The organism is Streptomyces hirsutus (assembly GCF_001418415.1).
In the GTDB taxonomy this organism is placed as follows: domain Bacteria; phylum Actinomycetota; class Actinomycetes; order Streptomycetales; family Streptomycetaceae; genus Streptomyces; species Streptomyces hirsutus.
Map to the genome: position 1 here is coordinate 1 of NZ_LIQT01000695.1, position 1,921 is coordinate 1,921.

Here is a 1,921-nt window from a genome sequence, read left to right on the forward strand (position 1 = left end):
CGCCACCCCCGGACGGCCCAACCCCCTCAGAACCTCACGGCCGAGTTCTCTCAAGGGGAACTGACGCGGCACGGAGACCTCCGGGAAGCGGTTCACGGGACACCGCACCCAGACTGTGGCGATTTGCAGTAATACGCACTGTTTATCTACACCGGACGGGTGAGGGTCCGCCCAGTTCGTTCACGAGTGACACTCCGAACCACTCACGGAACGTCACAACTGGTCGGAGGCCTGAAGAAGCCGCCCACCTCCGAGCAGAAACGATCTGGCAGAGATGCGGGACCGTCCTGGACACTGGACAGTGACTGGAAGGGCTTCAGGGAGACCTCTATGATCGGCACACTTTCCTGAGACATTCCTGAGGCTTTCCGGCACGGACGGCGATCGAGTGCACGGCGGGAGCGAGCGGTGAGCGGAACGTCCCAAGGGCCGACGCCCGCAGCAGATCCCAACCGGCCGACCATCACGGAGAGTGAGATCACTGCCCCGCCCCGTACCGGGCGTGCCGACCTCCCTCCGCCCCCGTCGTACCGCTCGGTCTTCGCGGCCGCTCCGCTCGGCATGGCCGTGGTCGGCCGTGACGGCAGGGTGATCAGCGCCAACGGCACGCTCGCCGACCTGCTGGGCCGCGCCCCGGACACCCTGGTCGGCGCGGTCGCCGCCGACCTGGTGGACCTCTCCTCCGACGCCCGCGCCTGGCACGCCTACCGCGACCTGCTGAGCGGCCGGCAGGGCCGGCTGCGCTGCACGCGCCGGCTCAAGCACCCCGAGGGGCACTCCCTGTGGGCGCAGGTGTCGGTCGCCCCGCTCCCCCCCGACGACGGTGCCGCCCACGGCGAGTACGACGCACACGAACCGCACGACGCGTACGACGGGCACGACCCGCACGGCGGACACGATCCGCACGGCGTGCTGCTCTCGGTCACCGACGTCAGCGCCCGCCATGAACTCCAGGCCCGGCTCAGGCACTTGCAGATGCACGACCCGGTGACCCGGCTGCCCAACCGCACCCTGTTCTTCGAACGGCTGACGGCCGCCCTGGAGGCCGAGTCGTACCAGCAGAGCGGCACCGGCCGGATCGGGCTCTGCTCCCTGGACCTCGACGGCTTCAAGGCCATCAACGACGCCCTGGGCCACCGCGTCGGCGACCGGCTGCTGGCCGCCGTCGCCGAACGGCTGCTGCTGTGCGCCGAGGAGGCGGGCCGGGCCAGGACCGGCACCCCGCTGGTGGCCCGGCTCGGCGGCGACGAGTTCGCGCTGCTGGTGGAGGACTCCACGGGCACCGAACAGCTCGCCGACCTCGCCGAGTCGGTGCTCGCCGCGATCCAGGACCCCTTCGACGTGGCCGGCCAGCGGCTGTCGGTGTCGGCGTCCATCGGCGTGGTCGAACGGCACGCGGCCGGGACCACGCCCACCGCGCTGATGCAGGCCGCCGACACGACCCTCTACTGGGCGAAGGCCGACGGCAAGTCCCGCTGGACGCTGTTCGACCCGGAGCGCAACGCGCACCGCATGACCCGCCAGGCCCTCGCCTCCGCGCTCCGCCCCGCCGTCGAACGGGGCGAGTTCGCGCTGGAGTACCAGCCGCTGGTCGGCATGGAGGACGACCGGGTGCACGGGGTGGAGGCCCTGGTCCGCTGGAACCATCCGCAGTTCGGCACGCTGACGCCGAATCGGTTCATCTCCATCGCCGAGGAGGACGGCTCGATCGTCAAGCTCGGCCGCTGGGTGCTGCGCACCGCCTGCCAGCTGCGGGCCTGCCGGCAGGCGGTGCGCAGCACCCAGCGGCCGAGCTTGACGATCGAGCCGTCCTCCTCGGCGATGGAGATGAACCGATTCGGCGTCAGCGTGCCGAACTGCGGATGGTTCCAGCGGACCAGGGCCTCCACCCCGTGCACCCGGTCGTCCTCCATGCCGACCA

At 71.0% G+C, this 1,921-nt stretch carries 2 pseudogenes; one reads left to right on the top strand and one right to left on the bottom strand.

What is annotated here, in order from left to right:
* Positions 1–408: 408 nt before the first annotated feature.
* Positions 409–1,791 (top strand): annotated as a pseudogene (locus tag AOK11_RS37530) (putative bifunctional diguanylate cyclase/phosphodiesterase); the annotation flags it as partial.
* Here the strand turns inward: AOK11_RS37530 and AOK11_RS45955 are convergent.
* A pseudogene (locus tag AOK11_RS45955) lies at positions 1,734–1,913 on the bottom strand (EAL domain-containing protein); the annotation flags it as partial. The pseudogenes AOK11_RS37530 and AOK11_RS45955 overlap by 58 nt on opposite strands.
* Positions 1,914–1,921: the final 8 nt, after the last annotated feature.